The organism is Alsobacter sp. KACC 23698 (assembly GCF_045348435.1).
Classification (GTDB): domain Bacteria; phylum Pseudomonadota; class Alphaproteobacteria; order Rhizobiales; family Beijerinckiaceae; genus Alsobacter.
The window spans coordinates 1,515,849-1,542,256 of record NZ_CP157484.1 but is presented as its reverse complement, the minus strand read 5'-3'; the positions used below and the strand labels follow the sequence as shown (position 1 = coordinate 1,542,256).

The 26,408-nt window shown below is 68.6% G+C and carries 26 protein-coding genes and 1 pseudogene; 14 read left to right on the top strand and 13 right to left on the bottom strand.

The features are described from left to right. Positions 1-13 precede the first annotated feature (13 nt). The 6 genes and pseudogenes from ABEG18_RS07115 to ABEG18_RS07090 all read right to left on the bottom strand — a co-directional run. Positions 14-751 (bottom strand): annotated as a pseudogene (locus ABEG18_RS07115) (GAF domain-containing protein); the annotation flags it as partial. 121 nt (positions 752-872) lie between these two features. Next, the gene (locus ABEG18_RS07110; protein ID WP_406857384.1) at positions 873-1,310 is read right to left on the bottom strand and encodes a response regulator; all 438 of its coding nucleotides are present in this window, start codon (positions 1,308-1,310) and stop codon (positions 873-875) included. A 107-nt stretch (positions 1,311-1,417) separates the two neighbouring features. Next, complete coding sequence (locus tag ABEG18_RS07105) at positions 1,418-3,307, bottom strand: PAS domain S-box protein (RefSeq protein WP_406857383.1); 1,890 nt, start codon at positions 3,305-3,307, stop codon at positions 1,418-1,420. Positions 3,308-3,557: 250 nt separating this feature from the next. Beyond that, positions 3,558-4,082 (bottom strand): hypothetical protein, encoded by a 525-nt coding sequence (locus ABEG18_RS07100; protein ID WP_406857382.1) that lies wholly within the window; start codon positions 4,080-4,082, stop codon positions 3,558-3,560. A gap of 102 nt (positions 4,083-4,184) precedes the next feature. Next, positions 4,185-4,952: a hypothetical protein gene (locus ABEG18_RS07095; protein ID WP_406857381.1), complete on the bottom strand. Its 768-nt coding sequence runs from the start codon at positions 4,950-4,952 to the stop codon at positions 4,185-4,187. 2 nt (positions 4,953-4,954) lie between these two features. Further along, the gene (locus tag ABEG18_RS07090) at positions 4,955-6,214 is read right to left on the bottom strand and encodes a glycosyltransferase (RefSeq protein WP_406857380.1); all 1,260 of its coding nucleotides are present in this window, start codon (positions 6,212-6,214) and stop codon (positions 4,955-4,957) included. 171 nt (positions 6,215-6,385) lie between these two features. Here ABEG18_RS07090 and gmd point away from each other — a divergent pair, with 171 nt between their 5' ends. After that, complete coding sequence (gene gmd / locus ABEG18_RS07085; RefSeq protein ID WP_406857379.1) at positions 6,386-7,420, top strand: GDP-mannose 4,6-dehydratase; 1,035 nt, start codon at positions 6,386-6,388, stop codon at positions 7,418-7,420. Between the two features lie 168 nt (positions 7,421-7,588). On the opposite strand, the gene ABEG18_RS07080 is transcribed toward gmd, so the two are convergent. Both ABEG18_RS07080 and ABEG18_RS07075 read right to left on the bottom strand, forming a co-directional pair. Further along, positions 7,589-8,410, bottom strand: a complete 822-nt coding sequence (locus ABEG18_RS07080; protein WP_406857378.1) for a class I SAM-dependent methyltransferase — start codon at positions 8,408-8,410, stop codon at positions 7,589-7,591. Further along, positions 8,410-8,688: a hypothetical protein gene (locus ABEG18_RS07075; RefSeq protein WP_406857377.1), complete on the bottom strand. Its 279-nt coding sequence runs from the start codon at positions 8,686-8,688 to the stop codon at positions 8,410-8,412. Before ABEG18_RS07075 ends, ABEG18_RS07080 begins: the two co-directional genes overlap by 1 nt. 150 nt (positions 8,689-8,838) lie before the next feature. Here ABEG18_RS07075 and ABEG18_RS07070 point away from each other — a divergent pair, with 150 nt between their 5' ends. From ABEG18_RS07070 to ABEG18_RS07045, 6 genes are all read left to right on the top strand, one after another. Continuing rightward, a complete protein-coding gene (locus tag ABEG18_RS07070) occupies positions 8,839-10,032 on the top strand; it encodes a glycosyltransferase family 4 protein (protein WP_406857376.1) in 1,194 nt (397 codons plus the stop codon). After that, positions 10,029-11,249 carry a glycosyltransferase gene (locus ABEG18_RS07065; RefSeq protein ID WP_406857375.1) on the top strand — a complete coding sequence of 407 codons (1,221 nt, stop codon included), beginning with the start codon at positions 10,029-10,031 and terminating at the stop codon, positions 11,247-11,249. The genes ABEG18_RS07070 and ABEG18_RS07065 overlap by 4 nt, the downstream gene beginning before the upstream one ends. Before the next feature lie 227 nt (positions 11,250-11,476). After that, a complete protein-coding gene (locus ABEG18_RS07060) occupies positions 11,477-13,270 on the top strand; it encodes a type I secretion system permease/ATPase (protein WP_406857374.1) in 1,794 nt (597 codons plus the stop codon). Between the two features lie 21 nt (positions 13,271-13,291). Then, positions 13,292-14,602: an HlyD family type I secretion periplasmic adaptor subunit gene (locus ABEG18_RS07055; RefSeq protein ID WP_406857373.1), complete on the top strand. Its 1,311-nt coding sequence runs from the start codon at positions 13,292-13,294 to the stop codon at positions 14,600-14,602. 72 nt (positions 14,603-14,674) lie between these two features. After that, complete coding sequence (locus ABEG18_RS07050; protein ID WP_406857372.1) at positions 14,675-15,013, top strand: hypothetical protein; 339 nt, start codon at positions 14,675-14,677, stop codon at positions 15,011-15,013. Positions 15,014-15,381: 368 nt separating this feature from the next. Continuing rightward, on the top strand, positions 15,382-15,561 hold the full coding sequence (locus ABEG18_RS07045) for a hypothetical protein (RefSeq protein WP_406857371.1): 180 nt from the start codon (positions 15,382-15,384) through the stop codon (positions 15,559-15,561). A 74-nt stretch (positions 15,562-15,635) separates the two neighbouring features. On the opposite strand, the gene ABEG18_RS07040 is transcribed toward ABEG18_RS07045, so the two are convergent. After that, positions 15,636-16,001 (bottom strand): hypothetical protein, encoded by a 366-nt coding sequence (locus ABEG18_RS07040; RefSeq protein ID WP_406857370.1) that lies wholly within the window; start codon positions 15,999-16,001, stop codon positions 15,636-15,638. 177 nt (positions 16,002-16,178) lie between these two features. On the opposite strand from ABEG18_RS07040, the gene ABEG18_RS07035 reads away from it, so the two are divergent. From ABEG18_RS07035 to ABEG18_RS07025, 3 genes are all read left to right on the top strand, one after another. Continuing rightward, on the top strand, positions 16,179-16,394 hold the full coding sequence (locus tag ABEG18_RS07035) for a hypothetical protein (protein WP_406857369.1): 216 nt from the start codon (positions 16,179-16,181) through the stop codon (positions 16,392-16,394). A 43-nt stretch (positions 16,395-16,437) separates the two neighbouring features. Next, positions 16,438-16,830, top strand: a complete 393-nt coding sequence (locus ABEG18_RS07030) for a hypothetical protein (RefSeq protein WP_406857368.1) — start codon at positions 16,438-16,440, stop codon at positions 16,828-16,830. A gap of 196 nt (positions 16,831-17,026) precedes the next feature. Further along, on the top strand, positions 17,027-18,124 hold the full coding sequence (locus tag ABEG18_RS07025) for a hypothetical protein (protein ID WP_406857367.1): 1,098 nt from the start codon (positions 17,027-17,029) through the stop codon (positions 18,122-18,124). Positions 18,125-18,469: 345 nt separating this feature from the next. Here the strand turns inward: ABEG18_RS07025 and ABEG18_RS07020 are convergent, their stop codons facing one another. After that, positions 18,470-19,075: a TetR/AcrR family transcriptional regulator gene (locus ABEG18_RS07020; RefSeq protein WP_406858550.1), complete on the bottom strand. Its 606-nt coding sequence runs from the start codon at positions 19,073-19,075 to the stop codon at positions 18,470-18,472. A 193-nt stretch (positions 19,076-19,268) separates the two neighbouring features. Here ABEG18_RS07020 and ABEG18_RS07015 point away from each other — a divergent pair, with 193 nt between their 5' ends. Beyond that, on the top strand, positions 19,269-20,156 hold the full coding sequence (locus ABEG18_RS07015; protein ID WP_406858549.1) for a glutaminase: 888 nt from the start codon (positions 19,269-19,271) through the stop codon (positions 20,154-20,156). Between the two features lie 11 nt (positions 20,157-20,167). Here the strand turns inward: ABEG18_RS07015 and ABEG18_RS07010 are convergent, their stop codons facing one another. Continuing rightward, on the bottom strand, positions 20,168-20,356 hold the full coding sequence (locus ABEG18_RS07010) for a DUF2735 domain-containing protein (RefSeq protein ID WP_406857366.1): 189 nt from the start codon (positions 20,354-20,356) through the stop codon (positions 20,168-20,170). Positions 20,357-20,758: 402 nt separating this feature from the next. Between ABEG18_RS07010 and ABEG18_RS07005 the strand changes: the two genes are divergently transcribed. After that, positions 20,759-21,793 (top strand): glutamine synthetase beta-grasp domain-containing protein, encoded by a 1,035-nt coding sequence (locus ABEG18_RS07005; protein WP_406857365.1) that lies wholly within the window; start codon positions 20,759-20,761, stop codon positions 21,791-21,793. Positions 21,794-21,996: 203 nt separating this feature from the next. Beyond that, positions 21,997-24,474 carry a glycogen/starch/alpha-glucan phosphorylase gene (locus ABEG18_RS07000; protein WP_406857364.1) on the top strand — a complete coding sequence of 826 codons (2,478 nt, stop codon included), beginning with the start codon at positions 21,997-21,999 and terminating at the stop codon, positions 24,472-24,474. A gap of 34 nt (positions 24,475-24,508) precedes the next feature. On the opposite strand, the gene ABEG18_RS06995 is transcribed toward ABEG18_RS07000, so the two are convergent. Further along, entirely contained in the window at positions 24,509-25,303 is a 795-nt protein-coding gene (locus ABEG18_RS06995) for a TSUP family transporter (protein WP_406857363.1), read from the bottom strand. A gap of 100 nt (positions 25,304-25,403) precedes the next feature. After that, positions 25,404-25,772: an aminotransferase class III-fold pyridoxal phosphate-dependent enzyme gene (locus tag ABEG18_RS06990; RefSeq protein WP_406857362.1), complete on the bottom strand. Its 369-nt coding sequence runs from the start codon at positions 25,770-25,772 to the stop codon at positions 25,404-25,406. A 223-nt stretch (positions 25,773-25,995) separates the two neighbouring features. On the opposite strand from ABEG18_RS06990, the gene ABEG18_RS06985 reads away from it, so the two are divergent. Further along, a complete protein-coding gene (locus ABEG18_RS06985; RefSeq protein ID WP_406857361.1) occupies positions 25,996-26,268 on the top strand; it encodes an arginase family protein in 273 nt (90 codons plus the stop codon). Positions 26,269-26,408 lie beyond the last annotated feature (140 nt).

Here is a 26,408-nt window from a genome sequence, read left to right as displayed (position 1 = left end):
CGATCTCGTTTTCGATGAGGGCCTGGACCCGCGCCGTCTGCCAGTAGTCGTCGGTCAGCAGCGCATGGGTGGCCGACAGGGAAGCGATCCGCTGCGAGAAGATGCGGCGGAACGGCTTGTCCTCGCCCCGCGACTTGGCGGTGACGGTGAGCATGCCGCTGAGAAGAGCCAGCATGTTGCGCACCCGGTGGTGCAGTTCGCGGATCAGGAGGGCCCGGCGCTTCTCGGCGTCGGCGGCGGCGGCCAGCGCCTCGTCGCGCAGCCGGACGGCGCGACGCAGCTCGATGTGGCCCATCGCCTGGCGCGCCAGCGCCTGCAGCACGCCGACCTGCTCGGGGGTCAGGGTGCGGGACTTGAAGTCGAGGATGCAGAGCGATCCCAGCGGAACGCCGTCGGCCGTTGCGAGGGGCACGCCCGCGTAGAATTTGAGGTTCGGCGCCCCGGTGACCAGGGGATTGCAGGTGAAGCGGGGGTCGGCCGCGAGGTCGTCGACGACGAGAGGATCGTTGCGCAGCAGCACGTGCGAACAGATCGAGACGTCGAGCGGGGTCTCCCGGATTCCCAGGCCCACCTCGGCCTTGAACCACTGGCGCTTGTCCTCGATCAGGGTGATGACCGCGATGGGACACGAGAACAACGACGCCGCCAGATTCACGAGGTCGTCGAATTCCGGCTCCCGGGGCGTGTCGAGGATGCCATAGGAGCGAAGCGCGGCGATGCGGGCGTTCTCGTCCCAGGGCGCCAACGACATCGCTTTAATCCGGCTGATATTTTCAGAGATCATGGGGGTTGAACGGCCCAACCGCCGTTTTGTTCGGCAGACTCCTGGAAACAGGGCTCCGATGCCTGGAGCGCATGAATGCGGGCGCGGCTCAGCGCATGACGGTCGCGAGCGTTTCGCGCAGGACGCGCCGGATCGCCTCGCGTCGCCCGGCCAGGGTCTGGCCCGGCTTCAAGGGCCGGATCTCCAGGATCGCGGAGATCAGCTCGGCGGTGTGGAAGGGCTTGCCCACGAAGACCGTGCGCTGCGTCTCGATCTCGTCCGCCGCCGGATAGCCGGTGATGAAGATGACGGGCAGGTCCGGCCTCGTCTCGCGGCATCGGGCCGCCAGAGCGTCGCCGCGCATGCGCGGCAGCCCGATATCGGTGATGAGGAGATCGATGCCGGGATGCCGCTCGAAAGCCTCCAGGCCAGCCGCCCCGTCCTGCGCCTTGATGACGGAATGGCCCATGTCGCCGAGCATTTCGGCGACCGTGAGGGTCACGAAAGGCTCGTCCTCGACCAGAAGGATCGCGAGAGGTCTGCCCATTGCCCCGCCTCAGCCGACCAGGCGCTTATTGTGCCAGGAACTAAGGCCAAGTCACGGCCGCGCTGAAGATCGCGCGAAAAACGTTGGTTCAGCGGCGGCGCGGCCGGTCATGCCCCGGGGCGGGCGAGCGCGACGACGTTGGAGGCCTCCTGGGAGGACACGGCCGCCCCCGCCTGCGAGACGACCTGCTGGATCGCCGATGCGAGCGTCTCGGGACGGTAGGGCTTGGTGATCAGGGCGAAGCCCTCGGCCTTGGCCCGGCTCGCCGCGTCGCTGTAGCCCGTCGCGAGCAGGACCGGCATCGTCGGCCAGGTCGAGCGCACCTGGCGGGCGAGCGCCAGGCCATCCAGTTCGCCGGGCATGACCAGGTCCGAGAAGACGAGGTCGAAATCTGGCGCGCGCGCCAGGAATTGAAGCGCCTCCTCGGCGTTCACCGCCGCCTCGACGGCGTGGCCCCGTTCCGTCAGGAGCGCGGCGGCCACTTCGGCCACGTGGAGATTGTCCTCGACGAGCAGGATCTTCAGGCCCCGGCCGTCGATCTCGCCGCTCCGGGCGGCCTCCCCGGCCGCAGGGTTCTCCGCCGAGGCCGCCTTGGGAAGGTAAAGCGTGACCGTCGTGCCCCTGCCCACCTCGCTGCGGATGTCCACGCTCCCGCCCGACTGCTGGGCGAAGCCATAGACCTGGGACAGGCCCAGCCCGACGCCGCGGCCCACCTCCTTGGTGGTGAAGAAGGGCTCGAACACCCGGGGAAGCAGGTCGGCGTCGATTCCGGCGCCGTCATCGGAGATGCTGACCGCCACGGCATGGCTGAGCCGGCCATGCCCCATCACGAGGTTCTCGGTCTTGATCCGGAACGCTCCGCCATGGGGCATCGCGTCCCGCGCATTGACGGCGAGGTTGATGAGCGCGACCTGGATCTGGGAGACGTCCACCTCGACGGGCCAGAGCTGGTCGGCGAGGTCGAACTCCAGCCGGATGTCGCCCCGCAGCGACTGGGAGAGCATGTCGTCCATCCCGGCGATGAGGGCGTTGAGGTCGACGGCGTCGGGAAACATCGGCTGGCTTCGGCTGAAGGCCAACAGCTTGCCGGTGAGCTTGCGGGCCTGCTCGACGGCGTGCAGGGCGCCATCGATGAGCTTGGACCGGCGTTCCTCCCGGGCGCGCTTCAGCAGGTCGAGATTGCCCATCACGACAGTCAGGAGATTGTTGAAATCATGCGCGATGCCGGACGCGAGCTGCGCGATCGCGGCCATCTTCTGCACGTGGTGAGCCTCCGCGCGCGCCCTCTCGACCTCTTCCTGGGCCGCCTTCCGCTCGGAGATGTCGCGGGTGATCTTGGCGTAGCCGAGCATCTCGCCCTGGTCGCTGCGGATCGGATCGATCACCACGTTCGCCCAAAAGCGGGATCCGTCCTTGCGGACGCGCCAGCCTTCCTGCTCGTAGCGTCCATGCCGGGCGGCCATGTCGAGCGCAAGCGCGGGCTTGCCGGCGGCGCGGTCCTCGTCGGTGTAGAAGGTGGAGAAATGGCGCCCGACGATCTCGTGCTCCTGGAAGCCCTTCAGCCGCGCCGCGCCCATGTTCCAATTGGTCACGACGCCCTGCGGGTCCAGCATGTAGATGGCGTAGTCGGTGACGCTCTGGACGAGCAGCTTGAACCGCTCCTCGCTCTCGCGCAGCTTCTCGCGGGCGGCGAGCCGGTCGCTGATGTCGCGCGTGACCTTGGCGAAGCCGATCACCTCGCCGTCGTCGTCGTAGAGGGGGTCGACGATCGCGTGGGCCCAGAACCGTGCTCCGTCCTTGCGGATGCGCCAGCCCTCCTGCTCGGACTGGCCCTGTTCGCGCGCCGCCTGGAGCACGCGATCGGGCAGCCCCGCAAGGCGGTCCTCTTCGGTGAAGAACACGGAGAAATGCCGGCCGATGATCTCGCCGGCCTCGTAGCCCTTGAAGCGCTTCGCGCCGGCGTTCCAGGTGCGGACCACGCCGCTCCGGTCAAGCATGTAGATGGCGTAATCCTTAACGCCCTCCACAAGTCGACGATACTGATCGTCGCCGATTGCCGTCCGTGAGTCCGGCGCTCCGGTCATTTCGCCCGCCTGCCCTGATCGTTGCGCCGGTGACGCAACTGGTTGGAACGCGCGCGTGGGCGATTTGTTCCGTCGCGGTAAACAGGATCGCGTCTCAACGGCCGTTTAACGAACCAGGGCGGCGTCGCCGCCGCCCTGGGTTGTTTCTCCGATCCGGCTCTCTTCAGCGGTTGCTGGACAGGAACGAGCCCACCATCCAGGCCAGAAGCCCCACGCCGACCGCGGCCGCGAGCGGCTCGTGAGCGGCCTGGTTGCCGATCCGGGACGCATAGTCCCGGCCCATCGACATGGCGTCCGAGACGTCGTAGCCGCCCCACTGGTTGCGGGCGCGGTCGGCGTAGTCGCTGACCGTGTCGCGCGCCCGGCGGTACTGCTTGTCGATGTCGCGCTGGTAGTAGTCGTTCGAGCCGCCACGGCCGAAGATGAGGTAGGCGGCCAGGGCCCCGAGCGCCGCCGTCGCGACCGGATGCGACGTCACCGTGTTGTAGGCGTATTCGCCGCCCTGCTGGGCGATGCGCGCCGCGTCCTTGGGCGTCGCGCCCTTGATGGCGTCGCTCGCCTGGCTCACGGCCTGCCGGGCCGTGTCGGCCGCCTTCGAAGCGAATTCGCTGACCGAGCCCGCGGCGCCGGAGGCGCTCTCGGCTCCACCCTTGGACCCGCCGCCCTGCCAGTTCTGATCCGTTGCCATCGTCGTCTCCTTGCCTGTTCGAGTGCACTGGAAACGACGTTCGTGGGGGTCAGTTCCGTTTGTTCCAGCCTGACCAGCGCCATTCGGCTCCGGCCGCCCTGGTCACGACTTCCTGGCCGACGCGGGCGACCCGGCCGGCCCGGTCCGGAGCGTCCGGATGGTGCGGCCGCGTTCGACGAGGGCGGTGAACTGGGCGCCGAGCCGGTCGACCTGCGCCGGCGAACGGGTATGGGCCTCTTCGGTGGCGGCCTGGGACCAGGCGTCGAGGTAGTGCGCCACGATCACGACGGAATAGTAGAAATGCTCCCGCTCGGTTCCGCGCGTGGCGGCCATCCGGCCGGCGGACGCCTGGAGGCGAGCCACATAGGCCTGCCTGGCGTCGACGGACTGGCTGACGAAGGCGCTGACGCCGCCGAACTCCTTGGTGAAGGCCTCCCAGAGATCGAGCACCATCAGGGCCACCTCATCCCGCCTGCCGGGCGGCATGGCGTCGAGTCCGGCCAGAATGTCGATCAGCTCCGGATCATCCGGCGGCGGCGGCTCGGGCTCCGCGGTCCCGACCCTGTTCGGCAGCAGCGACGCGACCCTGCCGATGGCCGCCGCGGCCATGGGCGAGCCGTCCCGGAGCGCCTGCGCCGCCTTGCCGGCCGCCGTCGCCGCATGGGGCAGCGCCTTGTCGCGCCAGCGCCTCAGAACGGCGACCCAGGAGCCGAGAAGCGCCAGAGCGGCCTGCCGGTCGAACGCGGCGGCGCGGACTCCACCCTTGGCGGGCTCAACGTCGGGGCGTTCGTCCTCTTGGCGCCCGTGGTCTTGGCGCCCGTGGTCTTTCGGCTCGTGGTCGTTCCGCTCGTGGTCTTGGCGCGAGGACATGGTCAAGACCGCTCGGCCGGCGCTGCGACGTCGAGCGCGCGCGCAGGATGGGCGACGCCGCCAGCCGCCGACGGGGCGGGCCGGCCAGCCGAATCGGCGAAGATTTCGAGGAACCGGGTCTGGATCTCCGGGGCGCCGTAGCCGTCGCGCAGCACGCGACGCTGGGCGGCGGCGGCCAGGCGGGCGCGCAGTCCAGGGTCGCCGGCCAGCCGGGCGATGGCCTGCGCCAGCGAGACGGCGGCGGGCGTGGGCCCGCCCGCCGGCGCGCCGGCGTCGTCGTCGATCAGCAGGCCGGAGACCTCGTGGTCCACGAGACGGCGCGCGCCGGGAAAGTCCGGCACGACGATCGCCACGCCGCAGGCCGCCGCCTCGATGAGGATCCGCGGCACGCCCTCGGGATAGCGGGTGGGCAGCGCCAGCACGTGCACGCCGGCCAGGAGGGCGGGCATGTCCGCCACATGGCCCAGGAAAGTGACGTCGGAGCTTCGGCGAAGCGCCTCGATGTCGTCCTCGGAGAGCGCGTCGGCGCTGCCGCCGTCCCGCCAGCCGGCGATCAGCCATTCGACGTTGAGGCCCTGCGAACGGGCCAGACGGGCCGCCTCGCAAAAGGTGTCGACGCCCTTGGAATGGAGCAGCCGCCCCGCGAACAGCACCCGCATCGGCGCAGCGGGAGGCCTCCCCGGCACGAAGCGCGAGAGATCGACGCCCGTGCCGGCCAGCAGGATCGCGCGGTCGGCGGGCAGTCCGAAGCGCTCCATGAAAAAGGCGCGATCGGACTGCGTCTCGAAGGTCACCCGCACGCCCGGATAGGCGAGCGCGGCGCGATAGAGCGCCTCCACGGCGAGGCGCCGCAGGCGTCCCAGGCGCGACGCCCCCGCGGACGTGGAGAAGACGAGGCCCAGCCCCGGTATCGTCGCGACGAAGCCGAAGCGGCGGCCAAGCGCCAGACGCGCGGCCTGGAGCGCCATTCCGCCGAGCAGAACGGGCTTGATCGTGATCGCGTGGACGACGTCCGGCCGGATCCGGCCGAGCGCCGCCACGAGGCCGCGGACATAGTTGAGGTCGGCCGCCGGATCCAGCTTCGAGCGCACCAAAGGAAGGACGGAGATGTCGAATCCGCAGGCCGCCAGCTCCGGTGGAATCGGCTGGCTCTGCGGGCCGATCACCGTCACGGTCCAGCCGGCGTTCGCCGCCGCCTGGGCGACGTGCAGCCGATGCGCGACGAAGTACGGAAAGTCATTCGTGAGGACGACAAGTTTCATCAGATTTCACATGGCGGTGGGCGTCCAACAAGCTCGCCCATCCGCGAATTCGTGGCCTGATCTCGAAGGAATGACGTCGCCCGCAGGTTGCAAGCTTACTTGACGCGCCGGGCGAGTGCAAATATCGCAGCAGCTCAGACATGGCCGGTGGCCGCAACCTTGGAGGCCTCGATGGCGAAGACAGCCCTGGTGACGGGTATCACGGGACAGGACGGGGCCTACCTGGCCAAGCGCCTCCTGGAGCAGGGCTACAGGGTCGTGGGCGCCTACCGGCGGTCCGCCAGCGTCAACCGGGGACGGCTGGCGGAGCTCGGGGTCGAGAACGAGATCGAATTCATGGAATTCGACCTCTTCGAGTTCGGCAACATCCTGCGCTGCATCGAGAAAACGAGGCCCGCCGAGATCTACAATCTGGGGGCGCAGAGCTTCGTCGGCACATCCTTCGAGCAGCCGATCTACACGGGCGAGATCGACGCGCTGGGCGTGACCAAGATCCTCGAGGCGATCCGCATCGTGGATCCCAAGATCCGCTTCTACCAGGCGTCCACCTCCGAGATGTTCGGCAAGGTCCAGGCCGTCCCGCAGAAGGAGGACACGTCCTTCTATCCGCGCAGCCCCTACGGCGTGGCCAAGCTCTACGCCCACTGGATCACGGTGAACTACCGCGAGAGCTACGGCATCCACGCCTGCTCCGGCATCCTGTTCAACCACGAATCTCCCCTGCGCGGGCGCGAGTTCGTGACCCGCAAGATCACCTCCACGATGGCGGGCATCGCGGCGGGCAGCGGCGAGACCCTGCAGCTCGGCAACATGGACGCCAAGCGCGACTGGGGCTTCGCCGGGGACTATGTGGACGGCATGGCCCGCATGCTCCAGACCGACGCGCCCGACGACTTCGTGCTGGCCACCAACCGGACCACGACGGTGCGCCGCTTCGTCGAGCTGACCGCCGAGGCGCTCGGCGTCAAGCTCGCCTGGGAAGGCGAAGGGGAGAACACGAAGGCGTTCGACCCGGCCACCGGCAAGACCGTGGTGGCGGTGGACCCGCGCTTCTTCCGGCCGGCCGAGGTGGACCTCCTCATCGGAGACCCGTCCAAGGCGAAGGAGAAGCTCGGCTGGGCGCCCAAGACCTCGCTCGAGGAACTCGTCGTCATGATGGCGGAGGCTGACGCGCGGCGACTGAAGAGCGGCGGCTTCCGGTTCTGACCGGTCCGATCCGATCTGGCGGTTCAAAGCATGCTGTGTTTCGACGGAAACACAGCATTCGCTCGTTTCCTGGTGGTCGCATGCTTTGGCGCGAAAAGCCGGTCTCCACCTTTTCGCAGCATGCTCCAGCCCGGCGCGTCCCATCGCGCCGGGTTTTTTGTACAAACGTCAGCGCGGCTTGCTCGCCACCACGGCGTAGTCGAGCGGGCCGAACAGCAGTTCGACGACCTCGGGCGGCAGACCGCCCTTGCTGAGAAAGCCCTGGCGCCAGGGGTGCGGGTGCAGCATCCGCACCCTGACCGCCTCGAAGCCGACCGTGTCCAGGAGGCATTCCAGCAGTTCGGGCGGCAAGGGCTTCTGGTGCGTCGGGTCGAGATGGAAGCTCCACGCCCCAACGAGCACGTTCTCCGGATTGGGGGTCTCGAAGAGCAGCGAGCCGCCGGGCGCGAGCACGCGCTGCATCTCCAGGCAGAAGCGGACCAGCACCGGGAATGGCAGGTGCTCGACGAGGTGGAACGCGGTCGCGACCGCGATCGAGCCGTCCGGCTGGGCGCACAGCCACTCCAGGGCGTCGGCCCTGAGCACAGGGAGGCCGCGCTCCCTCGCGGAGCCGAGCTGCGCCTCGTTGTTGTCGACGCCGAGAACGTCGTATCCGGCCTGCTGGACGACCTCCAGCCACTCGCCCCTGCCGCAGCCCAGATCGACGACCCGTCCGCCGCCGAGGCGATCGAGGGTCTCGCGCACCTCCGGCAGCAGGGCCGCGACGCGGTCCCGAACCTCCTCGCGCGAGCCCCGGAAGCGGTCCTCGAAGGTCGCGTAGAAGCGTGACAGCAGAGGCGAGAGCGCCGCGTCCTGCGCGTCGGGGGCCGGCTTGGCGGTCTCGTTCTCCGCGCCGCCGTCGCGCATGGCGGCCGTAAGGTTCGCGAAGCGGGCGGACAGGTCGGAATAGGCGCGGCGGGCGCGGGCGGACTCGCGCTCGACGCGGTCCATCAGCTCGGCCGTGCTTCCCTCGATCGCGATGAGCCTGCCGTCCTCACGCGCTCGAGTCGGCGGTTGAGCGCCGTCACGCCATCGTCGACGTCGCACTTCATGCGCGACACGTGGCCGGACCGGTCGGATTCCTCGGCGACACGCCGGTCGAGCTCCAGGAGCCGGTTGAGCGACTGGACGTCGACGATCGTCTGGGGTGAGAACCAGGCGGCGAGCATCCGGGTATCGAGCGCGCGCACGACTGGAACACGAAGCACGAAACGACCGACACCGGGCAAGGCCTTCTCCTGGAACAGCAGTACGAAAGGGCCGACGCCCGGCGCAGTGCAAAGAGGAGAAGGCGCCCTGCTGTCAATAAGGCGCCCTGCGGGGTTGGCGGGGCAGGATCGACTTTGTAAACACCCGGGGTGCAACCCGATCGGAACCCGATGTCCCACCCTCGAATCGCCATCGACGTCGTCGCCACGCGATTTCCACTGACGGGGATCGGCAACTACACGATGGGCATCGCGCGAGGCCTCTCCGAATTGCAGGAGACGGACCTCGATCTCTTCGCCTGGACCGGACGCCGCGCCAAGAGGCTGGCGAACTTCGTCGAGGGCTTCCGGCCCGTAAAGGTGGCGCCCGGCGTCGGCCAGGACCTGAAGCCCGCCGAGCCGGCGCGGGGCCTGTCCCACCAGATCGCCCGGGCGAAATATCTGGCGGTGCGCGGCGCGGACTTCCTCATCGATGCGGCGCAGGGTACGAGGCCCTTCGACGTCGTCCATGCGCTGAATTTTTTCCCGGATCGCAAGCTGAGCGGCCAGGCGATCCCGGTCATCTACGACATGTCCCCGCTCCGCTTCTCGCAGATGCATCCGAAGGAGCGCGTGCTGTGGTTCGAGGCGGGCCTGCGCCGCGTCGAGACGGCGCCGCTCTTCGTGACCATCTCGCAGTTCTCCGCCGATGAGCTGATGAGCCTGCTCGGCGTCGCGGCCGAGCGCATCCGCATCGTCCCGCCCGCCGTCGACGAGGCCTATGGGCTGCAGGGCGAGGAGGAGCCCGCGCCCCTGGGGCTGCAGAAGGGCCGCTATCTGCTTAGCGTCGCCACGCTGGAGCCGCGCAAGAACTTCAAGACGCTGGTGCAGGCCTATTCGCGGCTGCCCGAGGCGACGCGGGCCCGCTGGCCGCTCGTGCTGACGGGCAAGCTCGGCTGGGGAGACCTCGACCTGCCGGCCGCCTCCGAGGCCCTGCGACGCTCCGGGCAGCTCCTCCTCACGGGCTATGTCGACCAGCAGACGCTGCGGCGCCTTTATCAATCCGCCGCCGGATTTGTTTATCCCTCCGTTTACGAGGGCTATGGCATGCCTGTCAGCGAGGCCTTGGCCTGCGGAACGCAGGTGGCCGTCTCCAGTGGAGCCGCAACGGAAGAAGCCGCTTTCGGACACGCGATCACGGTGGACGCGATGGACGTTGATGCATGGTCGCAGGCGCTGGCGAGGCTCTGCGACGCTTCCGTGGGCGAGACGCCGGAAGACCGCGACCGGCGCTCCCGCGCGGCGACGCAATACACCTGGGCGGAGGCGGCGCGGCGCACCGTCGGCGCGTTCGACGCCGTCCTCGGCTCCGGTCGGCCGGCATGACCCTTGCCCACTTCGTGCATGAGCTGTGGCGCCGTCTGCCCGCCCGGCAGCGCCGCACGGCCTATGCCTGGCTGAGTGCGGCGGTCGCGCCCCGGCCCGATCCGTCCGCCCCCGCCAAGGCGGGGCCGCCCTGGATCGTGGCGGGCGTGCTTCGATCGCCCTCGGGGCTCGGGCAGACGGCCCGGCTGGCGCTGGCCTCTTTGCGCGACCACGGGCCCGGGGCCGCGGCCATCGACCTGACGTCGGCCCTGATGCAGCCGGCCAGCCTGCCGGAACTCGACGCCGCCGACTGTCCCCTCGGGCCGGGCACGATCCTGCTCTACGTCACGCCGCCGAACATGCCCCGCGCGCTGGCCGCGATCGGACGCAAGCGGCTGAAGGGGAAGCGGCTGGTGGCGGTGTGGGTCTGGGAGCTCGAGCGACTGCCGGACAGCTGGGTCGAGCAGGCGCGCTTCGTCCACGAGATCGCGGCGCCGACCCATTTCGCCGCCGAGGCGATCGCCCGGTCCACCGGCCGCCAGGTGCGCCGCCTGCGCTATCCGCTGGCGTTGGAGCCGAGCCTGGAGCGCCAGCAGCCCGTGGGGCCTTTCAAGATCGGGTTCGCCTTCGACATCGCCTCGACCGAGGCTCGCAAGAATCCCTGGGATCTTATCCAGGCCTTCGAGGCGGCCTTCGGCCTGAAGGACGACGTTCTCCTGTCGATCAAGACCCGCTCGGCCGACTACGACCGCCAGGCCTGGGAGCATTTGCAGAGTCGAATCAGCGCAATGGGCGCGCGGGCGGAACTGTTTTGCGAGGACTGGTCGCGCGAGCGGACGCTGGCGTGGATGGCGTCGCTCGACCTCTACGCCTCGCTGCACCGCTCGGAAGGGTTCGGCCTGACCCTGGCCGAGGCGATGCACCAGGGCGTCCCCGTGCTGGCCACCAACTGGTCCGCCACGGCGGAGTTCGTCGACGCGCAGGTCGGATTCCCGGTGCCCTACGTTCTCGTGCCGGTGGAGGACCGACAGCAGCGCCACGACGTCGAAGAGGGCCGCTGGGCCCAGCCGGAGGTGGCGGCGGCGGCGGAAATCCTGCGCAAATGCTATGTTAATCGTGGGACATTGGCCGCCATCGGCCTCGCCGGACGCCGAAGGATCGAGGACGAGTTCTCGGCCTCGGGTTTCATTTCCGACCTCGGCGTGCTATCCGGAGCCCACCCTCAAAGGTCGGAGTGACCGGTCGGCGAACCTGGAGTTGAACGGGTTCCGCCGCCGCGCCGGCTTCGCCTTGAACAGTGGCCCCGGCGACGCAGCATCCCGTGAATCGCTGCGCGTGTTGATCCATTGGCAAAGTTTATTCTTAAAGGCTTTGCCACAATATGGTACCACGCGTCGTCTAGTTCCTCGTCATTAGCCGGGGGTGTTGCCAGCGCCCGGATGTCGCGATTCTTTCATGGTGAGCAATGTCTGACGAAGTGCATGGTGGTAAGCCGCTCGGCCCTGGAGCCATCAAGACCGCGCTTCGCGCCACCCGGCCCGCCCTCGCCACGGCCGTCGTGTTCAGCTTTTTCATCAACGTCCTGGCCCTCGCCGGGCCGCTCTACATGCTGCAGGTCTATGACCGCGTGCTGTCCAGCCGCAGCCTGAGCACCCTGGTCGCGCTGACCGTCATCCTGGCGTTCGTCTACGCGGTGTCGTCGGCGCTGGAGATGCTGCGGTCCAAGATCCTCGTCCGGGCCGGCGTCAAGTTCGACAAGGTCGCCAATCCGGACGTGTTCCGCGGCGTGCAGCGCGCGACGATCATCCAGCCGAGCCCGCGGCATGTGCAGTCGCTGCGCGACGTCGACACCATCCGCGAGTTCTTCACGGGCAGCGGCCTGCTGGCGTTCTGCGACTTCCCGTGGGTGCCCGTCTACGTGATCGCGGCCTTCGCGCTGAACCCGATCTATGGCTGGCTCGCCGTCGGCGGCAGCGTCATCACCTTCGGGCTGGCGCTGGCCAACGAGTACTCCACCAAGAGCAGCCTCGACCAGGCGTCGCGCAACGCCATGGCGGCGAACAACCACGCCGTGGCGACGTTCCGCAACGCGGAAGTCCTGCAGGCGATGGGCATGATCGAGGCGCTCCGCTCGCGCTGGTCGAAGCACCATGAAGCCACCCTCGGCTGGCAGGCCGCGGCCAGCAACAAGGCGGGCGTGCTGATCGCCCTCACCAAGTTCAACCGCACGCTGCTGCAGAGCCTGATCCTGGGCGTCGGCGCCTATCTGGTGATCGAGCGCGAGGTGTCGCCCGGCATGATGATCGCGGCGTCGATCATCATCGGCAAGGCGCTGGCCCCGGTGGAGATCGCGATCGGCAACTGGAAGGGCTTCGTCTCGATGCGCGAGGCCTACCGGCGCGTCAACGGCCTGCTGGAGAAGGTGCCGGAGCCGTCCAAGCGCCTGCGCCTGCCCACCCCCGCCGGCACCGTCACGCTGGAGAACGTCCATGCGCGCGCGCCGGGACGCGAGACCCTGGTGCTGCGCAACGTCTCCCTCACGCTTCCCGCCGGCGCGGTGCTGGGCGTGGTCGGCGCGTCGGCCGCCGGCAAGTCGAGCCTGGCGCGGGTGATGGTCGGCGTGTGGCCGGTCGCGGGCGGCACGGTCCGCCTCGACGGCGCGGACCTCAACCACTGGGATCCGAACGACCTCGGCCGCCATATCGGCTACCTGCCGCAGGACGTCGAATTGTTCTCCGGCACCATCGCCGAGAACATCAGCCGCTTCGACGAGGCGGCGACGCAGGACGACATCATCCGGGCCTCCACGCTGGCCGGGGTGCACGACCTCGTGCAGAAGCTGCCGGACGGCTACAACACCCATATCGGCGACGGCGGGCAGGCCCTCTCGGGCGGCCAGCGCCAGCGCATCGGGCTGGCCCGCGCCATCTACGGCATGCCGGCGGTGATCGTGCTCGACGAGCCCAACGCCAATCTCGACTCCGTCGGCGAGCAGGCGCTGGTGCAGGCCGTGGCCGCCATGAGGCAGGCCCGCCGCACGGTGGTGATCGTCACCCATAAGACCAACATCCTGGGAATGGTCGATTATGTCCTGGTGATGAACGAAGGCGCCGTCCAGCTCGCCGGTCCGCGCGACGAGGTGCTGGCCAACATCATGGGTCCGCGCGTCGTGGCGTCCCCGCCCGACAAGGTGGCGGCGCCGGCCGAGAAGCTGGCCGCCCAGCCCGAGATGCGCACCGCTTCGGCTCCGGCCGCCTAAGAACGACAGCGAAAGAAGACCATGAGCGTCATCGAGGCCCCTCCGGCGTCCAGCGACTATCGGACCATCGCGATCGCCGGCTATGTGGTGATCGCGACCTGCATCGGGGGACTGTTCCTCTGGGCCGGGCTCACCAAGCTCGACAGCGCCGTCGTGGCGAACGCGTCGGTGTCGCTGGATTCGCGCCGCAAGGTCATGCAGCACCTCGAGGGCGGCATGATCAAACAGATCAACGTCAAGGAAGGCCAGCTCGTGCAGGAAGGCGAAGTGCTGGTCCGCCTTGACGACACGCAGGCCCGCGCCAGCCTCGACTTGGTGCGCAACCAGCTCGACGCGGTGATCGCCCAGGAGGCCCGCCTCATCGCCGAGCGCGACGTCGCGGCAGAGGTGACGTATCCGGAGGAGCTGAACAGCCGGGCCTCGTCGCCCAGCGTCCGCAAGATCATCGACGACCAGAACGCCCAGTTCCGCGAGCGTCGCAACTCGCTGCGCAGTCAGATCGACGTGCTGCAGAGCCGGGTGCACCAGCTTGAGACCGAGATCGAGGGCCTGAAGCGCGAAGGCGCGGCGGCCGAGCAGCAGCTCTTCTTCATCAATGACGAGCTCGTGGGCGTGCGCGACCTGGCCGACAAGGGGCTGGTGGCCAAGACCCGCCGCAACGCGCTGGAGCGCGAGAAGGCCCGCCTCGACGGCGTCATCGGCCGCAACCAGATCGACGAGTCGAAGGCCCGCAACAACATCAATGAAGTGCGGCTGCAGGTGAACCAGCTGCAGCAGAAGCTGCAGGAGGACGTGGCGGCCTCCATGCAGGAGACGCGGCAGAAGATGTCCGACCTGCGCGAGAAAATCCGCGTGTCCGAGGACGTCCTGCGCCGGACCGAGCTGACCGCGCCGCGGGCCGGCATCGTCCAGAACGTGAAGATCAGCACCATCGGGCAGGTCCTGCGCCCGGGCGAGTCGCTGCTGGAGATCGTGCCCACGGACGACCAGCTCGTCGTGGAGGCGCAGGTTCCGGTCACCGACGTCGACCGGCTCCAGACCGGCCAGGCCGCCGAGATCCGCTTCCCGAACTTCCACTCCCGCACGACGCCCACCATCATGGGCCAGATCCGCAACCTGTCGCGCGACCGTCTGGTCGACGAGGCCTCCCGCCAGCCCTACTTCCTGGCGCAGGTGGCCGTGTCGGACACCGACATCCCCGAGGAGATGAAGGCACGCCTCAGGGCCGGCATGCCGGCCGAGGTCGTGTTCCCGTCGGGCGAGCGCACGGCGCTGGAATACATGATCCATCCTCTCAAGGAGGCGTTCGCCAAGGGCTTCCGCGAGCGTTGATTTCGGGGTGAGGGTCGAGTACCCACACCAGGAACCCGGGCGCTCGGCCCGCGGCGGGACACCGGACACGCGATGCGCATAGCCCTTGTCACGACGCAAGGGCCCTTCGTGACGGGGGGAGCCGAGCTCCTGGCGCGCTCGCTCCGGGACCAACTCGTCCAGTACGGCCACGAGGCCGAAATCGTCTCCCTGCCGTTCAAGTGGTATCCGCCTTCGGTGCTGCTCGATCAAATGATCGCGGCGTCGCTGACCGACACCTCCAACTTCAACGGCGTCCCCGTCGACCTCGCGATCGGGCTGAAATTCCCGGCCTATCTGGCGAGGCACCCGAACCTGGTGTTCTGGCTGCTGCACCAGCACCGCTCGGCCTATGACGAGTGGGATTCGGGCGTCAGCGACCTCCTGCACTAACCGGTCGGCAAGGCGGCGCGAAACTCCATCATCAAGGCGGACAACCTCGCCTTCGCGCGGACCAAGGGCGTCTAAACCATCTCCCAGAATGTGAGCCGCCGGCTCCAGCGCTACAACACCCCTCCCCTGGCCGAGCGCCACGAGTGCAGGGTCTATGGCGACTACATCTATTTCCCCAGCCGGATCAGCCCGCTCAAGCGGCAGGACCTCGTCGGGGAGGCGTTGGCCCACACGAAGTCGAATGTCCGGCTGGTGTTCCCGGGGCGCCCGACAACGCCCAGTATCTCGACGCCATCGTCAAGCGCAGCAAGGGACTCGGCGTCGCCGACCACATCGAGTGGCGCGGATCGGCGAACGAGGACGAGTAGGTGTCGCTCTACGCCGAGAGCCTCGCGGTGGTCCACACGCCTCGGGACGAGGACTATGCCTACGTCACCCTGGAGGCGATGCTGTCCCACAAGGCGGTGCTGACCTGCGACGACCCGGGCGGCCCGCTAAAATTCGCGCTGGACGGCGACACGGGGCTGGCGCGCCGCAGCCGGCCGTGATCGCGCAAGGGGCTGGACCGACTTTGGGAGGACCGCGCCGAGACGGAGCGGATGGGCTCGGCCTCGCGCGCCCGCTACGACCAGATGGGCGTGTCATGGCCGCTGGTCATCAGCCGCCTCACCGGCGCGGAGCCGAGCCAGGACTTTCGGCCGGCCTCCCGCTCTAAACCGGCCGCGCGGCGTCCGGCCGAGCGGATCCACAGCGCCATCAAGGCCGAAATGCCAGCCTGGGCCACGGATCTCGGACTCGCGCCGGACGACCTGAGCCGGTTCTTCGACCCGGGCCCGAGCGCCCGAAGCGCCGCGAGGTCCGCTGCGGACGTCGCCCCCGCCGCGACGGCGCGAGAGGCGCACGCCGGCCCCTCCGCGTCGGGCTCCCTCTTCAGGATCGTCACGTAGATGGCGCGCACCAGCGCGGCCGCGTGGTCCGGGGCGAGCATTTTTCATCTCCGCAGGAAGGCGGCGTTCACTGCCGGGGCGCGCCCAAGCGCGTCCGTGGTCGTTGGGCCGGACCACAATTGGGCCGTCGCGCGGACGCCACCCCACCCGGATCACGCGGGAGCTTAGGACGGGGTTTACCAAGATGCGCTAGGATCTTGCGCATGTTGAGAGTGCTAATGCGCGTAGTGACCGCCCTGTCCCGCCTTCCGGGTTTCGTCGCCCGCGTTCTCGTCGAGTTGGGCCGCGAGCAGTATCCGGCCGCGATGGCGGTCGACTTCCCGGGCCGTGGCGCCGGGAGCGTCCCGTCGGGCGTCGTCATCGCCAGCCGCTTCGAGGCGCGTCCCTGCGACGCCAGCGGCGCGGCGAGGCCGCGAAGCCCGGCGCAGGGCTGAACTCCGCCACGGGATCGCCGTCCTTCGCCGCTACCCGAGCCCGATGAGGCACACGCATCATCGTCGGACGGCGTCGCTCGCTTTCATCGCGGTTCTGCTGGCGGGCGCCGCGCTCGCCGCCGAGGGCAACTGGCTCCTGGAAGGCCGCTGGGTGAGGGAGCCCCTCCCCTGCCAGCAGGAGCAGACGGGCGACATCAACCCCGCGGGCCTGGAGTTCTCGGCGGAGTCGGTGGTCATCCGCGCGCCGCCGCTTCAGCCGGCCTTGCCCGACATGCGGCTGGATGCCCGGTACGAGATCGCGGGGGACAGAATCACAGTGCGCCTCTCGGGGCCGGCGGGAGCCCTGTCGGCCATGGAGTTCAAGCCCACTGGGGACGGCCGCGCCGTGGACGCGGCCGGCTACGCCTATCGGCGATGCGGCGGGCCGACGAGTTGAACCAGCCCAACGCCAAGCTTACGGTGCCCCTTCCCAGTATTCGAGCCGTCATTCTCTCGAAGTTTCTTTGACAATGGTCAATATTTTTGTGACCGCGGCGCCATCCGGTCGAATAAATGCGCATCCCGCCTGAAGAGCGGCGTCCGCGGCGTCGCCGAGACCTTGATCCTTCTGGTCCAGCGGGCGATGTGAGCCCATGGACGGAACCAGTCTCGCCCCGGCGCGCGCTTGGCGCAGCCTGCTCCAGACGTCGGCGACGGTCTTTTCGCTGGGCCTGACGCTGCTCAGCCTGTTCCTCCTGACCTTCGACCCCTACAGCTCCGGCCTGCTGCGCGCCAAGCCGATCGCGCTGCTGGACGAGAACCGCCGCTTCTCCTACCCGCAGGTGGTGCGGGCCCACATGTTCGACAGCGCCGTCATCGGCACGTCCACGATCCGCCTGCTCAAGCCGGACCGGCTGGACGCCGCCTTCGGGGCGCACACTCTCAATCTGGGGATGAACGCCGCCACGCCCTGGGAACAGTCCAAGGTCGCGGACCTGTTCCTGCGCGAGACCCCGCGGCCGAAGCTGCTGATCGTCGGCGTCGACCCCCACTGGTGCTCGCCGGAGGCGACCCTGCCGTCCCGGCGGCTCACCCCAATGGCGTTCCCGGAGAGCTTCTACGACGACGACCCCTGGAACGACTGGGGTTACCTGTTCAACCTGCGCACGGTGAGGATGTCGTGGCGGCTGGCCATGAACTACCTGCGCAAGAAGCCCAAGCAGATCATCTCGCTCAACGGATACGACGTCTTCACGCCGGACGAAGCCAAGTATGACGCCGCCCGCGCCCACGGCCACATCGTGTCGGAGGCCCGCTTCGCGGTATCCGACATGAACGCTCCGCAGGAGCGCTTCGACCCGAAGGAGTTCACGTTCCCGGCCCTGCCCTGGCTTGAGCAGATGCTGGCGCGGACGCCGGACAGCACGACGAAGTTCGTGCTGTTTCCGCCCGCCCCCTCGATCCTGCTCGCCAGGCCGGAGAGCCGCACCGGCGCGCTGCTGGACGCCTGCAAGGCCAAGGTCGCCGAGATCGGGGCGGCGCATGGGGCCACCGTGGTCGACTTCCGCTATCCGAACCCGGTGACGGACGACGAGACCAATTTCTGGGACAGCGTGCATTACCGCCTGCCCATCGCCGACCGGATCACCGACGCTCTCGCGGCCGCCCGCGCCACGGGCCAGAGCGACCCGGGCGGCTTCTACCGCGTGCTGGCGGCGCCCGGCCGGCGTTCGGAGAAGCCGGAAGGCTGAACGATCGACGGGCCGCGAGGCTCCCCACAGGCGGAACGGTAGGCCGGACACCCCACGGTCCACACGATCTCGGCGTCCCTGGGTCCGGGAATGGGAGCCTCCATCTCGGCCCGAAACTCCGGCGCGCTGAGATAGCGCGCTTCGAAGTCGGCCTGGATGATCTCGCTCGGGCTCGGGCTCCAGCCCGCCAGCTGGAGGGCAAGCCCGTTCAGGACGATCAGGGACGCTCGTAGGGGCATGGCTCGTCTCCGATCCATGCACTCTAGTCCGCGCTCCCGACCAGGAACGTGCGCACGCTCACATCCCGTCGGCGCCCGGCGCGACGATCGCCTTCCGGCGCGTGGTTCAGCAGTCGCCGGACGGAGCGCCGTATCGCAAGCCGTCCATGAGCAGGCGCACGAGGCGGCGGGACCTGTCGCGCCATTCGGGCCCTTCCGACGCCGAGTAGATGCTCGACAGCGCGTGCAGGACGTCGGCGCTGTCGGCGTCCCGCCGGATCGCGCCCGCCGCCACGGCCCGCTCGACCAGGGTCTTCAGGGCCAGCGGGATCACGCCGGAGGTCTCGGCGAAGAGCGGCGAATCCGACTCATAGAGGATCTTGAGGCTCTCATGCATGCCTCGCTTGGCTGCGATATAATCGACAAAGCGCTGCATCCAGAGCGACAAGGCCTCGTCGGGCCGGTGCTCGCGGAGCAACTCCACCGCGGCGTCGCGCATGGCGGCGACCTCGCGGCGATACACCACCTCGATCAGGGCCTCGCGGCTGGGGAAGTGGCGATACAGGGTGCCGATGCCGACGCCGGCCTGGCGCGCGATGGATTCCAGCGAGCTGTCCACCCCCTGCGAGGCGAAGACCCGGGTCGCCGTCTCGATCAGCCGGTCGCGATTGCGCCTGGCGTCGGAGCGCAGCCTCTTGCCTCCCCCGCCGCCCGGGCGGTCGCCATAGTCCATGCTCACGTCCGAGGGCCTCCCCTGATGGCGTTGTCCGATCTTCTGGATTCGACTGTCAAGGCGGCTTCGCCGAGGCTGGCCAGGGTCCGTGCGAGCACCTATGACTCGGCCATGACCGGCGCCGGGCGCCACAGCATCAGACGAGGTCGCCTTGGCCGAGCTTGAAACCGTCGTGAAGGAGATCGTCGACGAGATGAAGCGGCGGGACGACCGCGGCGTCGTTGCGTCCTACATCCCCGAACTCGCCCGCGTCGACCCGGGCGCGTTCGGAATGGCGGTGATCGACGCGGACGGAAACCTCTTCGAGGGAGGCGACAGCGACACGGCGTTCTCGATCCAGAGCATCTCCAAGGTATTCACCCTGACGCTGGCGCTGGGCATGGTCGGCGACATGCTGTGGCGGCGCGTCGGCCGCGAGCCCTCGGGGACGCCGTTCAACTCCATTGTCCAGCTGGAGAGCGAGCGCGGGATCCCGCGCAACCCCTTCATCAACGCCGGCGCGATCGCGGTGACGGACGTGATCCTCTCCGGCCACAAGCCGCGCGAGGCGCTGGGCGAGATCCTGCGGTTCATGCGGTTCCTGACCGACGACCCGACGATCGTGATCGACGAGGCCGTCGCCGCCTCCGAACAGAGGACGGGCTTTCGCAACCGGGCGCTGGCCAACTACATGAAATCCTTCGGGGTGCTCGACAATCCCGTCGACTACACCCTGGGCGTCTACTTCCACCATTGCGCCATCGCGATGTCGTGCCGGCAACTCGCGGCGGCGGGCCGCTTCCTGGCCCATCTGGGCCGCAGCCCGGTCACCGGCCACGCCGTGGTCCGGCCGGAGCGGGCGAGGCGCATCAACGCCCTGATGCTGACCTGCGGCCATTACGACGGATCGGGCGAATTCGCCTACCGTGTCGGCCTGCCCGGCAAGAGCGGCGTCGGCGGCGGCATCCTGGCGATCGCGCCCGGGAAGGCCTCCATCGCGGTCTGGTCGCCCGGACTGGACGTCTCGGGCAACTCCCATCTCGGCCGGATCGCGCTGGAGACGCTGACGCGGCGAATGGGCTGGTCGATCTTCGGGGCCTGAGGCCAGCCGGCTCACTTGCGCGGGGGCTGCTCGGAGTCGCGAAGCGCCGCTTCGTGGTACCAGGCGCCGGCGTCCACCTCGGGAGAACGCGCCCCGTCTTGCGGGGAGGCGGGCCTGCGGACGGGCCGAAGCTCGCCGGTCTTCGATCTGGAGGGGAACGGGTAGATCTTGGCCGACTCGCGGCGGGGCTGCTCGGACATCGTGGGCCTCATCGGTGAAAGCTTGGCGGACACGCGTTAGGCAACGTCGGAGTGTAGCAGACGTTGCGCACACTTTACCCCTGCTGCCTTCCCGTTCGGCTCACGCTGCCGATTTATTCGGCTTGGATGCACAAACCTTGTGCAACTTTGGCCCTCACGGCCCGGCGTTCCCATCGCCCGGGCGCCCCTGCGCTGACCTGAGGGCGTCAAACCCGCCCTGAATTCCGCCGTGCGGACCGTGATTCGCGCCCTGCGTGGGGGGACGGGCGCGCATGCGGCGGCGCCGGGCTGGCATACAAAATGCTTTCTCCGGACGAGCCCGAAGCGACGCCCTGCGCGGCGGGCCGGCCAAAGTCTTTTGGGCGCCTCGGTGCTTTCATCAGAGCGGGTGAGACGGAAGCGATGACAAAATACAAGCTTGAGTACATTTGGCTGGATGGCTACACGCCCGTGCCGAACATCCGGGGCAAGACCCAGATCAAGGATTTCGACAGCTTCCCCACCCTGGAGCAGCTGCCGCTCTGGGGCTTCGACGGGAGCTCGACGATGCAGGCCGAGGGCCGAAGCTCCGACTGCGTGCTCAAGCCCGTCCGCGTCGTCCCCGACAGCCAGCGCATCAACGGCGCGATCGTGCTGTGCGAAGTGATGATGCCGGACGGAAAGACCCCGCACCCGTCCAACAAGCGCGCCACCATCCTGGACGACGAAGGCGCCTGGTTCGGCTTCGAGCAGGAGTACTTCTTCTACAAGAACGGCCGTCCGCTTGGCTTCCCCGAGACCGGCTACCCCGCCCCGCAGGGGCCGTATTACACCGGCGTCGGCTACAGCAAGGTCGGCGACGTGGCGCGCAAGATCGTCGAGGAGCATCTCGACATCTGCCTGGCGGCCGGCCTCAACCACGAAGGCATCAACGCCGAAGTGGCCAAAGGCCAGTGGGAGTTCCAGATCTTCGGGAAGGGCTCCAAGCGGGCCGCCGACGAGATGTGGATCGCCCGCTACCTGCTGGAGCGCCTGACCGAGAAATACGGCATCGACATCGAGTATCACTGCAAGCCGCTCGGCGACACCGACTGGAACGGCTCGGGCATGCACGCCAACTTCTCGACCGCCTATATGCGCGAGACGGGCGGCAAGGACTATTTCGAGCGCCTGATGGCGGCCTTCGAGGCGGCCCGCGAGGATCACATCGCCGTCTATGGACCGGACAACCACATGCGCCTCACCGGCAAGCATGAGACCCAGTCCATCCACCAGTTCAGCTATGGCGTGGCCGATCGCGGCGCTTCGATCCGCGTCCCGCACAGCTTCGTCAACAACGGATACAAGGGCTATCTGGAGGATCGCCGCCCGAACTCGCAGGGCGACCCCTACCAGATCGCCTCGCAGATCCTGAAGACCATCTCGTCCGTGCCGCTCGCCGCCTCCGCGGCGGCCTGAACCACGCAGACGACGACCGACGACGCGGCGCGGGGGCATGCTCCCGCGCCGCGTCGCATGGGCGTCTGCAAGCGCGGCTTGCCTGCGCGCGCGCCCTACGGAGTATTCCGGAGATCGCAATTTAAGCGCGCATCGGCCGTGACATCGCAGTCCGGCTGGACCAAGCTCGCGCCTTCGGCTGACCGGGGGCGGGCGCATCGCACATGAATGACCAGACGATCGACACGGCTCCACGGGCCGCTGCGCCGGCCGAATCGGAGGTCGCCCAGCTCGTCAGCGAAATCACCAAGCGCCTGACCTACTCGCTCGGCAAGGACCCGAGCGTCGCCCAGAACCATGACTGGCTCACCGCCAGCATCCTCGCCCTGCGCGACCGGATCATCGATGTGTGGCGGCGCTCCACGAAGGAGAGCTACGCTCACGGCCGCAAGCGCGTCTATTACCTGTCGCTCGAGTTCCTGATCGGCCGCTCCTTCGCGGACGCGCTCAGCAACCTGCAGATGACCGAAACGATGCGGCAGGCCCTGGCGCGGCTGGGAGTCGACCTGGACGCGATCGAGCCCATCGAGCCGGATGCGGCCCTCGGCAATGGCGGCCTCGGCCGGCTGGCGGCCTGCTACATGGAGAGCACGGCCACCACCGGCGTCCCCTGCCTGGGCTACGGCATCCGCTACGATCACGGGCTGTTCAAGCAGCAGATCATCGACGGCCATCAGGTGGAGTCGCCCGAGGATTGGCTGTCCTTTCGCAATCCGTGGGAGTTCGAGCGGCGCGAGAGCGCCTACCAGATCGGCTTCGGCGGGTCCTGCGCGGCCGTCAACGGCTCGGCCCAGGTGAACTGGACGCCGGGCGAACGCGTGTTCGCCGTGGCCTATGACACGCCGGTGATCGGATGGCGCGGCTCCGGGGCCAGCACTCTGCGGCTGTGGCGCGCGCAGGCCGTCCACCCCCTCCACCTGGAGATGTTCAACACCGGCGACCACATGGGCGCGCTGACGGAGCGCTATCGCGCCGAAGCAATCTCGAACGTGCTCTATCCGAGCGACACGAGCCCCGCCGGGCAGGAGCTGCGCCTGCGGCAGGAGTATTTCTTCACCTCGGCGTCGCTGCAGGACCTGCTCCGCCGCCATCTCAAGCAGTTCAAGGATGTGCGGCTGCTGCCCGACAAGGTGGCCATCCAGCTCAACGACACGCATCCGGCCCTGGCCGTCGCCGAACTGATGCGGCTCCTGATCGACGACCACCAGCTCGACTGGAGCGAGGCGTGGTCGATCACCACCGGGGCGATCTCCTACACGAACCACACCCTCCTGCCGGAGGCGCTGGAAACCTGGCCGGTGTCGCTGATCGAGCGGCTCCTGCCGCGTCACATGCAGATCATCTTCGCCATCAACGCCCAGTTCCTCGATCTCGTGAGGCGTTCCGACGAGCATCATGCGGCCGATCTCGCATCCCTGTCCCTGATCGACGAGCAGAATGGGCGCCGCGTGCGCATGAGCCACCTGGCCTTCGTCGGCTCCCACACGGTGAACGGCGTCTCGGCGCTGCACACCAACCTGATGCGCCAGACGGTGTTCGCGCCGCTGCACAAGATCTATCCGCAGCGGATCACCAACGTGACCAACGGCATCACGCCGCGGCGTTGGCTGTTCGGCGCGAATCCGAAGCTCACGGCCCTCCTCAGCGACGTGATCGGCGAGGACGTGACCGACGACATCTCGCGCCTGTCCAAGGCGCTGCCTCACGCCAGGGATGCGGCGTTCCAGGAGCGTTTCGCGGATATCCGCCGGCTGAACAAGGAGCGCCTGGCGCGCACCATCAAGCAGGAACTGGGGCTCACGGTCGACCCCACGATGCTGTTCGACGCGCAGATCAAGCGCATCCACGAATATAAGAGGCAGTTCCTCAACATCCTGGAGACGATCGCCCTCTATGACGCGATCCGGGCCGAGCCCTACCGGGACTGGACGCCCCGGCTGAAGATCTTCGCCGGAAAGGCCGCGTCGACCTATCATTCGGCCAAGCTGATCATCAACCTGATCAACGACGTCGCGTCCGTGGTGAACAACGACATCACCACCCGGGACCGGCTGAAGGTGGTGTTCCTGCCCAACTACAATGTCAGCCTGGCCGAGCTGGTGATCCCCGCCTCCGATCTGTCCGAGCAGATCTCGACCGCCGGCATGGAGGCCTCGGGCACGGGCAACATGAAGTTCGCGCTCAACGGCGCGGTGACCATCGGCACGCTGGACGGCGCCAATGTGGAGATCCGCGAGAGGGTGGGCGAGGACAACATCTTCGTCTTCGGCAAGACGTCGGCCGAGGTGGCGCGCGAGCGGGAGGCGCCTCGCGCGACCGAAGAGGTCATCGCCGAGACGCCCTATCTGGCGGACGTCCTCGAGGCGGTCGCGACCGGCGCCTTCTCGCCTACCGACCGCAACCGCTACGCCGGCCTGATCGCCGACCTGCGCCGGGACGACAGGTTCATGGTGCTGAACGATTTCAGGTCGTACCGAGACGCCCAGCGCCGGGTCTCCGAGCGGTGGCTCGACCGGCGCGCCTGGTGGGAGACGTCGATCACCAACACGGCCCATTGCAGCTGGTTCAGCTCGGACCGGGCGGTGGGCGAATATGCGGAGCGGATCTGGCGGATCCCGTCCCGCGAGGCGAAGCCGGCCTGACGCGGCGGCTCTCCGCCGGCCGTGCCGGAAGAGGTCAGCGCAAGACCAGTTCGGCCAGCCCCTTGCCGATGCTCACCAGCGCGATCAGGCCGAGGCTGACCACCGACGCCCACCGGTGAAGCGCGTCCGTGCTGCGCCGGAACGCCATCTGGCCGAGCCAGGTGCCGAGCACCATGACGGGCAGGCCGGCGACGGCGAGGCGTGCGGATTGGCGATCGAAGAGGCCGATCGCGGCCGCGCTGGCGATGGCCAGCATGGACGTGGCCAGGAAGAAGACCAGCAGCGAGGCGCGCGCCGCGGCGCGCTGGATCGGCGCGGACATGTAGTAGGCCACCGCGGGCGGGCCGGGCATCGCGGCCACGCCGTTGAAGAGGCCGGCCAGCAGCCCCGCTGCGGCGGTCACCACCCGGCCAGGCATGGCCGCGAGGGCGAAGCCTCGCCCCAGCACCACCACGGCGCCCATCGTGATCAGGCCGATCGCGACCCTGGCGGCCGGCGCCGAAATGGCGTGCAGCGTCAGAACGCCGACGGGTGATCCCAGCGCCGCGCCGAGCGACAGCCAGCGCAGCGACGGCCAGTGGCATTCCTGCGAAGCCTTGCGGAGATCCACGAGGCCGCCCAACAACTGCAGGCCCAGCGCCACCGGAACCGCCTGCGCGGGCGCCATCGTCATCCCGAGCATCGGGACGGCGGCGAGCGCGAAGCCGAAGCCCGTGAAACCGCGCAGCAGGGCGGCCAGGAAGACGGCGCCGCCCGCCCAGGCGAGGGTGGCCGGCGCCAGCGCGAGCGTGTCGAACCAGCCTTGCGGGTCCCATCCGGCGAACGGCATCGGCTTCACGATCTCACGGTTGCGCGTCGGCCCGGCGCGAGCCGCCTCCGCATCGCACGCCCGCGGCGCCGCGCCAAGCCCGACGGGGCCGGGCCCCGGCCTAGGCTGGCATGAGCCGGGGCGTCGCGGCGTCGAGAGCCGTCTTGAACCGGGCGAGCATCTCCTCGATCTCCGGACGGGTGATGACGAGCGGCGGCGTGAAGGCGATCCGGTCGCCGATGGCGCGAACGATGATGCCGGCCTTCTGGCACTCGTCCTGGACCACGAAGCCGGCCTTGGCGGCGGGCTCGAAGGGCGTCCGGCTGGCCTTGTCGGCCATCAGCTCCACCCCGGCGATCAGGCCGACGCCGCGGGCGTTCCCGACCAGCGGATGGTCCTCCAGCGCCTTCAGGCCGCCCTGCATGATGGGCTCCATGGCGCGGACATGCCCGACGATGTCGCGCTCCTCATAGATCTTGAGCGTTGCCAAGGCCGCCGCACCGGCGACATGTCGGGCTGGAGGCCGTCGGTCTTACAGTCCCACATCGCGCCGGTCCGGCCGGAGCCGCAGATCACCCCTTCGGCGATGGAGAGGATGTTTGGTCACGCCCTGCAGGCGGGCGGCTGAACAAGGACTGCTGGGCCCCGCCCGCGTGGTCCAGATCGGAAGCCGGGCCTGAAACGCTCGGAGAGCCTTCAGCGTCTCGTCCGGCATGCGCGTGGTCACGCTGGAGGAGTTCAACGACAAAGGCTGGCCCTTTGCGGCGCAAGAGTCGCGGTGGGTCGTCAGCGCCGGTCCGGTCTATCTGTCCTTCACATCATTGTCTGGACCTATAACGCCCCAGCCGGGCACTAACGATGCGGAAGCGCAGCGGCTGATCCGCGCCCTGGGCGGGCTCAACTTCGTCGGCGCGGACCGCGTGGAGATCCGCCGCACCGTCGACCATGGCTCGATCACCTCGCTGACCGGCGCTGCATCCTATTGAGATTCATTACGTGCTGGCCCCCGCACGGGCAGCCCCGATGGCGAGAGAGGGACAGCCCTCGACAGGGTAAGAAAATCTTCGGAAACCCAAGCGAAGACAACTTTCCAACCATTTGTTCAGTGTTGCGTCGGATGGTGAGG

Bases quoted from the DNA above. Each gene is read 5' to 3' on its own strand.
- ABEG18_RS07110 (WP_406857384.1), bottom strand. From the start codon at position 1,310: ATGGGCAGACCTCTCGCGATCCTTCTGGTCGAGGACGAGCCTTTCGTG.
- ABEG18_RS07105 (WP_406857383.1), bottom strand. From the start codon at position 3,307: ATGCTTGACCGGAGCGGCGTGGTCCGCACCTGGAACGCCGGCGCGAAG.
- ABEG18_RS07100 (WP_406857382.1), bottom strand. From the start codon at position 4,082: ATGGCAACGGATCAGAACTGGCAGGGCGGCGGGTCCAAGGGTGGAGCC.
- ABEG18_RS07095 (WP_406857381.1), bottom strand. From the start codon at position 4,952: ATGTCCTCGCGCCAAGACCACGAGCGGAACGACCACGAGCCGAAAGAC.
- ABEG18_RS07090 (WP_406857380.1), bottom strand. From the start codon at position 6,214: ATGAAACTTGTCGTCCTCACGAATGACTTTCCGTACTTCGTCGCGCAT.
- gmd (WP_406857379.1), top strand. From the start codon at position 6,386: ATGGCGAAGACAGCCCTGGTGACGGGTATCACGGGACAGGACGGGGCC.
- ABEG18_RS07080 (WP_406857378.1), bottom strand. From the start codon at position 8,410: ATGGACCGCGTCGAGCGCGAGTCCGCCCGCGCCCGCCGCGCCTATTCC.
- ABEG18_RS07070 (WP_406857376.1), top strand. From the start codon at position 8,839: ATGTCCCACCCTCGAATCGCCATCGACGTCGTCGCCACGCGATTTCCA.
- ABEG18_RS07065 (WP_406857375.1), top strand. From the start codon at position 10,029: ATGACCCTTGCCCACTTCGTGCATGAGCTGTGGCGCCGTCTGCCCGCC.
- ABEG18_RS07060 (WP_406857374.1), top strand. From the start codon at position 11,477: ATGTCTGACGAAGTGCATGGTGGTAAGCCGCTCGGCCCTGGAGCCATC.
- ABEG18_RS07055 (WP_406857373.1), top strand. From the start codon at position 13,292: ATGAGCGTCATCGAGGCCCCTCCGGCGTCCAGCGACTATCGGACCATC.
- ABEG18_RS07050 (WP_406857372.1), top strand. From the start codon at position 14,675: ATGCGCATAGCCCTTGTCACGACGCAAGGGCCCTTCGTGACGGGGGGA.
- ABEG18_RS07040 (WP_406857370.1), bottom strand. From the start codon at position 16,001: ATGCTCGCCCCGGACCACGCGGCCGCGCTGGTGCGCGCCATCTACGTG.
- ABEG18_RS07035 (WP_406857369.1), top strand. From the start codon at position 16,179: ATGCGCGTAGTGACCGCCCTGTCCCGCCTTCCGGGTTTCGTCGCCCGC.
- ABEG18_RS07030 (WP_406857368.1), top strand. From the start codon at position 16,438: ATGAGGCACACGCATCATCGTCGGACGGCGTCGCTCGCTTTCATCGCG.
- ABEG18_RS07025 (WP_406857367.1), top strand. From the start codon at position 17,027: ATGGACGGAACCAGTCTCGCCCCGGCGCGCGCTTGGCGCAGCCTGCTC.
- ABEG18_RS07020 (WP_406858550.1), bottom strand. From the start codon at position 19,075: ATGGACTATGGCGACCGCCCGGGCGGCGGGGGAGGCAAGAGGCTGCGC.
- ABEG18_RS07015 (WP_406858549.1), top strand. From the start codon at position 19,269: ATGAAGCGGCGGGACGACCGCGGCGTCGTTGCGTCCTACATCCCCGAA.
- ABEG18_RS07010 (WP_406857366.1), bottom strand. From the start codon at position 20,356: ATGTCCGAGCAGCCCCGCCGCGAGTCGGCCAAGATCTACCCGTTCCCC.
- ABEG18_RS07005 (WP_406857365.1), top strand. From the start codon at position 20,759: ATGACAAAATACAAGCTTGAGTACATTTGGCTGGATGGCTACACGCCC.
- ABEG18_RS07000 (WP_406857364.1), top strand. From the start codon at position 21,997: ATGAATGACCAGACGATCGACACGGCTCCACGGGCCGCTGCGCCGGCC.
- ABEG18_RS06995 (WP_406857363.1), bottom strand. From the start codon at position 25,303: ATGCCGTTCGCCGGATGGGACCCGCAAGGCTGGTTCGACACGCTCGCG.
- ABEG18_RS06985 (WP_406857361.1), top strand. From the start codon at position 25,996: ATGCGCGTGGTCACGCTGGAGGAGTTCAACGACAAAGGCTGGCCCTTT.